Raw genomic sequence first — 6303 nt, 5'->3', positions numbered from 1 at the left:
AAGGTTGTGCTCTACCCCTGAGCTATTCCCGCACCGTTTGAGAAGTCGCAATTTTAGCAAAAACGTTTTCATTTGTCAAGAAAATTTCAAAATTTTTACGATTTCGCCCGCTTTTAGCTCGCCGAGGCTTTCGCTTGTTACCAAAACGGCGTTACTTTTGATGAGCGGAGTTATCATGCCAGAGCCAAATTTATTATTATCCGTCACGCTAAATTTGCCCCCCAAAAAGCTACCGAGCACTATATTTTCGCGTCCTGATTTTATTTTTACGTCTTGATTTAGGGCGGCGTCAATTTTTTCAAGCTGTGAGCCCTTTAAAAAAGGAACGACTAGTAAGAAGCACATCAAAAACGCCGCCATCGGATTTCCGGGCAGGATAAAGACGATTTTTTTATCTTTTATAAAAGCTTTGCTCGGTCGTCCGGGGCGGATATTTACGCCGTCAAAAAGCTCGCTAAAGCCTAAATTTAAAAGCGCCGTTTTCATAAAATCAGCCTCGCCCTTGCTTGCTCCGCCGCTTGTTATGATGACGTCAAATTCGGCCGTCTCTAGCGCTCGCGTCGTGCTTTCTAAATCGTCTTTGATGATTCCGGCGTACGAGCTGGCAAAGCCGAAGCTTTGAAGCAAAGACGCGATGCCTGCGCCGTTTGCATTGTAGATTTGCTCCTCGCTAGCGTTTTGCCACGGTTCGACCACTTCGTCGCCGCTTGAAAATATACCGATTCTTAGCTTGCGCTCCACGCAGACACAGTAGATGCCCTGAGCAGCTAGCATCATTACTCTTGCTGGCGTTAAAATTTCGCCTTTTCTTAGCAAAATTTCGCCAGCCTTGACCTCCTCGCCCTTATATCTTAAGGCGTTAAATTTTTTGACTTTGCTTTGCGGCGAGAGCTTGCCGTCCTGCAAAATAGCGTCTTCAAAAGGTACGACGGTGTCGGCGTTTGTCGGCATTTTTGCGCCCGTCATTATCTTTACGCATTCGCCTTTTTTTAGCGCGATTTCAGCCTCATCGCCCGCCAACACGGTTGCCGCGACGCTTAACGGCTCGTTAAAATCGTCAAATTTGAGCGCGTAGCCGTCCATCGCGGCGTTGTCGAAGGAGGGCAAATTTTTAACGGCAACGACGTCCTGTGCTAAAATTTTGCCCGTCGCGCGCTCAAGGCTCGCAAACTCGCCGCAGCCGTCAAATTTAGCCTTTTCTAGGATCAAATTTTGAGCAAGCTCTAGCGTCATTTTACTCCTCCAGCCTGCGTATTTTTGCGCCCAGAGCCGCTAGCTTGCGCTCTAGCCCCTCGTAGCCTCTATCTAGGTGATAAATTCTGTGCACGCGGCTAGTTCCGTTTGCTGCAAGAGCCGCTAGCACTAGGGCAGAGCTTGCGCGCAGATCGGTAGCCATCACGTCTGCGGCGTTTATCTCGCCTCCGCCGTGGATCGTCGCGATGTGGCCGTTTAGACGGATATCCGCACCCATACGCGTGAGCTCGCTAACGTGCATAAAGCGGTTCTCAAAAAGCCTCTCGTCGATCGTGCTAACGCCGTTTGCCACGAGCGAAAGCGCCATAAACTGCGCCTGCATATCGGTCGGAAACCCCGGGAACTCCGTCGTCACGATCTCGACCGGATTTACGTTTTTAGCCGGCATTATCGTGATTTTATCGCCGTCCACGACGGTTTCAAAGCCCATTTGGTTAAATTTAGTAAGCACGGCCCGCAGATGCGCGGCGTTGGCGTTTGTTATGGTTACTTGCGAGTTCGTGATCGCCCCGGCACAAAGATACGTCCCGGCCTCGATCCTATCGGGGATGACCGTTATCTCGCCCACATCCAGCAGGCGCCTATCCGTGCCCTCGATCACCAGCTCGTCCGTGCCTATACCCTCGATCTTCACACCGCCTGCGGCCAAAACCTCGCAAAGCTGCACTACTTCTGGCTCTTTGGCGACGTTGATTAGATGCGTCGTACCGTGAGCGAGCGCGGCAGCCATTATGATGTTTTCGCTGCCAGTTACCGTGATCTTGTCAAACACGATCTGCGCGCCCTTTAGCCCGTCAGGCGCCGTGGCGACGACGTAGCCTTGTTTTATCTCGATGTTTGCGCCCATCTTTTCAAGCGCGCTTAAGTGCAGATCGATCGGTCTTTGTCCGATCGCGCAGCCGCCCGGCAGGCTCACCTCGCAGTGGCCAAACCTAGCTAGCAGCGGACCAAGAACCAGGATGGAGGCGCGCATTTTACGCACGATGTCGTAGTTGGCCTTTGTGGAACTGACATAGTTTGAGTTGATTTTTAGCGTGTTATCATCCGTAAATTCGCACTTTGCGCCCAAATTTACCAGCAGTGTCGCCAATGTTTTTATATCCGCGACATTTGGCATGTTTTTTAGCATCACGTCGTTTTTTATGATTATAGCCGCGGCTATGAGTGGCAGGGCGGCGTTTTTCGCACCGCTTATGGCGACCTCGCCGCCAAGTTTTGCGTTTCCTTCGATTTCTAGATAATACATATTCTTAAATCCTTAAATAAAACCCAAAGTATAGTGAAATTTAGCTTATAAATTTAAATTTATGCCGATATTTACCGATTTATTTATATAATCTTGCTTTTAGGCGGCTCGTTTACGGTGCTTGAATTTACCGCAAAACGCCGCCTTAAATATAAAATAGGATGACTTAAATGAAATTTACCATTTTTTTACCGCTAGCGCCGATTGCAGCTTTTATTTTTAGCGGGTGCGCGAACGATGCACCCAAAATTTATCCGACCGATCAAAGCGGACAGATTTTAAACGCGAGATTTTTAAACTCGCAGCAAGACGTTTTTAACGATCTAGGCGGCAAGGCGCTTTCAAATTTTATGCAAGGATTTTTAGGTAAAAAAGACGGCAGAGACTGCTCGGGCTTCGTCTCGCTCGTAAATAAAAACATAAATAACGTCTACTTTTTTGAGACGAATTTGCTCAAATTTTACGACGAAAACGGATCGAAATCTCAAGCCATTTATAATTTTTATAAAAAGCGAAATTTGATCTCGCAAACAAGCCCAAAGCTCGGAGATTTGGTGTTTTTTAACAACACCACGAGCCAAACCAAAGACAAAAACAAACAAATTATAACCCACCTTGGCATCATAGACCGCATAGAGGACGACGGAACTATAAGATTTATGCATAATACCAGAGGCAAAAATAAAAGCGGATTTATAAATCTATTTCAAAAAAATAGCCATAAAATAGGCGGCAAAGAGGTAAACTCCTACATCGTAGCGTGTAAAGGTGGCGACGCTACTTGCCTAACATCAAATAGATTCGCCGGCTTTGGCAAGGTTAATTTTTAGCTAAATTTATGTCTAAATTTTATATGATAAAGCCTTTAAAAAGGAGCCATTTTTGAAAGCTACGATATCGCTCATCGCGTTAAATTGCCTAGTGTATCTTGCTGTTTACTGCGGCATTTGCGGTAGTAACGCGACGCTTGGGCTAAATATGTTTTTTGTTGACGGGCTTTACGTCTGGCAGCCGGCGACTTCGATGTTTATGCATGCAAATTTAGCCCATTTGCTAATGAATATGGCGGTTTTGTATCAGTTTGGCTCGCTTCTAGAGCGGTACTACGGCAGCGAAAAATTCGCCGTCGTTTACTGCGTCGGAGGCGTTTTGACCTCGCTGCTTAGTTTTATTTATATTTATGTTATGTTTAAGACCAACGGAACTTTTATAAATTTAGTCGGAGCTAGCGGTGCGATCAGCCTGCTACTGGGCATTTTAGCCTTTTTAGACGCTAGTAGCCGAAAGGGGCTAATCATCGCGATCTTGCTAATGAGCTTCGCGCCCGTAGCCATGGGCGTAAACGTCGCCTGGTACGCGCACATCATCGGCTTTGCGTTAGGATATTTCGGGGTAAAATTTAAGGTGATAAAATGAGATTTTTCGATCAAATTTGGGAGATTTTAGAGTGTGGCGATAAGGAGTTTAAATTTGACAAATTTAAACGATTTTACGCCGAGTATAAGGCCGGTAAATTTGACGCGCAGATAGAAGAGGGTGGTAAATTTGACGAGATAAAACCGCTCGAGCGCCCAAGCTACGCGGCATTTTGCGAGGTCGTAGCGATGAGGGAAATAGGCGGTAAAAAGCAAGCGGACAAGCAAAAAGCCTTCCTTCACTCGATCGCGCATATCGAATACAGCGCCGTAGATATCGCGCTAGATGCGGCGTATCGCTTCCGAACTCTGCCAAAAGCCTACTATGACGACTGGCTAGAGGTCGCCGAGGATGAGATCAGGCACTTTAAGATGATCGAGGATCACATGGCTAAATTTGACGTGAAATACGGCGATTTTACCGTGCACGACGGGCTTTTTATCGCTTTGCAAAATACCTCCGCATCGCTGCTTGAGCGCATGGCGGTGCTGCCTAGATACATGGAGGCAAATGGCCTTGACGCAAACGCTTTTATGCTAAAAAAGCTGGAAACCGAGCGCGAAAAAGACGAGAGCAAGGCGTGGCTTTGCAAAATTTTACAAGTCATCTTAGACGAAGAGATCTCGCACGTCTCAAAGGGCGATCGTTGGTTTAAATTTGCCTGCAAAAAAGAGGGCGTAAGCCCCGAAATCTACGCGCAAATCGTACAAAAAATCTACCCTAAAGCCTTTTTGCAGTCCCGCGAGCTAAACGTGAGCGCGCGACTAAAATCAGGCTTTAGCGAGGCAGAGATCGAGCACATAAAAAATCTATCAAAGGCCAAAAAGGCGGAATAAATGAAAAAAATCTACTTTATCAGGCACGCAAAAGCCGTAGAAGAGGGCGAAGGCAGCGACTTTGAGCGCGATCTAAGCGAGCGCGGCAAAAAAGACCTAGTGCTGATGTGCGAACGACTAAAAAAACACGAGGTGAAGGCGGATGCTATATTTGCCAGTCCCGCCAAACGCTGCGCCAAAACGGCTCAAAAGCTAGCCGAAGCGATTAAATTTAAGAAGAAAATCAAATTTAAAGACGAACTATACGGAGCGAAGACTGTTTAGGTTTTAAAGCTTTCAAGAGTGTTTGATGACTAATTTCAAAGCATATTTATCATAGCTCACAACGACGCTATAACTGAAATTTGCGAGCTTTTAAGCGATGCCGCTATCGGAAGTATCCCAACTTGCGGCATCTTTTGCGTCGAATTTAACGGTAGCTTTAAAGAACTAAAAGAACACGGCGCAAAAGCTCTGTTTTTTGACTATCCTAAAAAACATAAAAAGTAGGGCTAATTAAAAGCTCTATTTTATTCCTGCATTTTTCATCGACTTAATTACTTCAAAAAATTATCTCAAAAAACATACGATAACAAGCAAAATATTTAACAAAATAAGCATAAAAATTATCCGTTAAATTTAGCATGAAATTTGATGGATAAATTATTTTAATGTAAAAGGTAAAATATTAGAAAGTGCCGTATTTTCGGTATTTGATGAAGGTATTGAAGCAATACAAAAGAGATATAAATATTTATTTGAAAATTATAGTTTTCAATACAAAATAGCAAAAATAGTCTGTATTTTACCTTTTAACAAAACAAACTAGTAAAAAACTTATATAAATTTAGACCCAACGGAACTTATGACTAGTTTAATAAATTGAAGCAAGGAAATCTAGTGTAACTCCATCCGCTAGTAGTAGCAAGTCCTAGCCCTTATGCTCGTACTTTCTTTGAGATAAAATTTGAGAGTTCTAACTTATTCTTAAGCCTAAAATTATTTTGATTTAAATTTTTTGAATTCTTTGGCAAAAAATGTATTTAGATCGTGTAGACTACCATCATCCATTTGGATTAGTTTTAGACGATTTTTTTTGTAAATTTTAATTTTTTTACTTTTTCTTTTTAAATATTGCGGCGTCTCAAGGCCCCAGAATTCGATATAAACATCGCTTTGCGTCAGATAAAAATCACTAATTACACGTTCTTTTGTCGGAGTTTTCTTTTCGTAGATAAAATCTATTCCTCTATAAAATAGCCAATTTGCAATAATCAGCTCAGCACGACTTTTTACAATGTAGCCGCTATCGCTTTTGTATCTAGTTTGTTTGATTTTTTGCTTTTTAAATAGCTTTAAAGCCAGCAAAACGATTAAGAACAACAACAAAACGATTAAAATTTTTGAAAGATTAAAGCTCATAAACAATTTTCTCTGGAGTAAATGAAGAAAAATTAGTTTTGGTTGCGGAGGTCGGATTTGAACCGCCGACCTTCGGGTTATGAGACTTATGTGCTGTTTTTGTAATAATTAAAAGTGTTTATTTTATATTTTTTTGTATCTATTGCTTAT

Annotated in this window: 7 protein-coding genes; 4 read left to right on the top strand and 3 right to left on the bottom strand. The window is 43.4% G+C overall.

Annotated elements, in window-relative coordinates; genetic code table 11:
• Positions 1-75 precede the first annotated feature (75 nt).
• Together RYL88_RS10715 and murA are read right to left on the bottom strand one after the other, a co-directional pair.
• Positions 76-1233: a molybdopterin molybdotransferase MoeA gene (locus RYL88_RS10715; RefSeq protein ID WP_314991189.1), complete on the bottom strand. Its 1158-nt coding sequence runs from the start codon at positions 1231-1233 to the stop codon at positions 76-78.
• Between the two features lies 1 nt (position 1234).
• Positions 1235-2500: a UDP-N-acetylglucosamine 1-carboxyvinyltransferase gene (gene murA / locus RYL88_RS10710; RefSeq protein ID WP_314991187.1), complete on the bottom strand. Its 1266-nt coding sequence runs from the start codon at positions 2498-2500 to the stop codon at positions 1235-1237.
• A 170-nt stretch (positions 2501-2670) separates the two neighbouring features.
• Here murA and RYL88_RS10705 point away from each other — a divergent pair, with 170 nt between their 5' ends.
• The 4 genes from RYL88_RS10705 to RYL88_RS10690 all read left to right on the top strand — a co-directional run bounded on the left by RYL88_RS10705 (position 2671) and on the right by RYL88_RS10690 (position 5016).
• Complete coding sequence (locus RYL88_RS10705) at positions 2671-3330, top strand: NlpC/P60 family protein (protein WP_314991185.1); 660 nt, start codon at positions 2671-2673, stop codon at positions 3328-3330.
• A 91-nt stretch (positions 3331-3421) separates the two neighbouring features.
• Positions 3422-3916 (top strand): rhomboid family intramembrane serine protease, encoded by a 495-nt coding sequence (locus RYL88_RS10700; protein ID WP_314991191.1) that lies wholly within the window; start codon positions 3422-3424, stop codon positions 3914-3916.
• On the top strand, positions 3913-4752 hold the full coding sequence (locus RYL88_RS10695; protein ID WP_314991183.1) for a ferritin-like domain-containing protein: 840 nt from the start codon (positions 3913-3915) through the stop codon (positions 4750-4752). Before RYL88_RS10700 ends, RYL88_RS10695 begins: the two co-directional genes overlap by 4 nt.
• Positions 4753-5016 carry a histidine phosphatase family protein gene (locus RYL88_RS10690; RefSeq protein WP_314991181.1) on the top strand — a complete coding sequence of 88 codons (264 nt, stop codon included), beginning with the start codon at positions 4753-4755 and terminating at the stop codon, positions 5014-5016.
• Positions 5017-5730: 714 nt separating this feature from the next.
• Here the strand turns inward: RYL88_RS10690 and RYL88_RS10685 are convergent.
• Entirely contained in the window at positions 5731-6153 is a 423-nt protein-coding gene (locus RYL88_RS10685) for a helicase IV (protein ID WP_314991179.1), read from the bottom strand.
• Between the last annotated feature and the right edge of the window lie 150 nt (positions 6154-6303).

Origin of the sequence: uncultured Campylobacter sp. (assembly GCF_963517995.1) — a bacterium.
Taxonomy (GTDB): Bacteria; Campylobacterota; Campylobacteria; order Campylobacterales; family Campylobacteraceae; genus Campylobacter_A.
This window is presented reverse-complemented; position numbering and strand designations above follow the sequence as displayed.

Bases quoted from the DNA above. Each gene is read 5' to 3' on its own strand.
- RYL88_RS10715 (WP_314991189.1), bottom strand. From the start codon at position 1,233: ATGACGCTAGAGCTTGCTCAAAATTTGATCCTAGAAAAGGCTAAATTT.
- murA (WP_314991187.1), bottom strand. From the start codon at position 2,500: ATGTATTATCTAGAAATCGAAGGAAACGCAAAACTTGGCGGCGAGGTC.
- RYL88_RS10705 (WP_314991185.1), top strand. From the start codon at position 2,671: ATGAAATTTACCATTTTTTTACCGCTAGCGCCGATTGCAGCTTTTATT.
- RYL88_RS10695 (WP_314991183.1), top strand. From the start codon at position 3,913: ATGAGATTTTTCGATCAAATTTGGGAGATTTTAGAGTGTGGCGATAAG.
- RYL88_RS10690 (WP_314991181.1), top strand. From the start codon at position 4,753: ATGAAAAAAATCTACTTTATCAGGCACGCAAAAGCCGTAGAAGAGGGC.
- RYL88_RS10685 (WP_314991179.1), bottom strand. From the start codon at position 6,153: ATGAGCTTTAATCTTTCAAAAATTTTAATCGTTTTGTTGTTGTTCTTA.